At 76.4% G+C, this 563-nt stretch carries 2 pseudogenes; both read right to left on the reverse strand.

What is annotated here, in order from left to right:
• Window positions 1–207 (reverse strand): annotated as a pseudogene (locus tag DQW85_RS21665) (MmgE/PrpD family protein); the annotation flags it as partial.
• 87 nt (window positions 208–294) lie between these two features.
• Window positions 295–563, reverse strand: a pseudogene (locus tag DQW85_RS21670) (cyclase family protein); the annotation flags it as partial.

A 563-nucleotide genomic window follows, 5' to 3' on the forward strand; every position in this document is an offset into this window, starting at 1 on the left:
CACGGTCGCCTCCTGGGAGCCGCTCCAGCGGCGCACGGCCCGGAGCACCGCGGGCCCGGCGTCGCCCGCCGGGTCGGCGTGGGCCGCCAGGCAGTTGCCCAGCACGTCGATCAGCCGCCCGGTCACGTCCTCGCGCACCCGGACGGGAACGCCCTGGTCGCGGCAGCGAACGGCGAACTCGGCGAACCGTTGCACGTGCGTGGTCACGATGCCTCCTCGCGTCTTTCTCGGGTCCTGCTCGGTCCCCGGACCGGGGGCGCCGCGGCCGATCAGCGGTGATCCGGCGCGCGCGGTTCAGCCGAGGACGGCCAGCGGGCGGGCGGGGGCGCCGGTGGCGCCGGCGATCGGCAGCGGGTTCAGCACCAGCAGGAACTCGCGCGCCCCCGAGTCGAGCAGCTCGCTCAGCCGCATGGTCTCCACGATGTTGACGCCCGACTCCACCAGCATGATCCGGTGCACGGGCAGCGTGGCGTGGCCGCGACCGGGCGCGATGTGCTCGAAGGCGATCGTCTCGCCGCCCACCACGCGCGGGCGGCGGGCGGCCAGCCAGCGCGCCGCGCCCA

This window comes from Nonomuraea lactucae (assembly GCF_003313395.1).
GTDB classification, from domain to species: Bacteria; Actinomycetota; Actinomycetes; order Streptosporangiales; family Streptosporangiaceae; genus Nonomuraea; species Nonomuraea lactucae.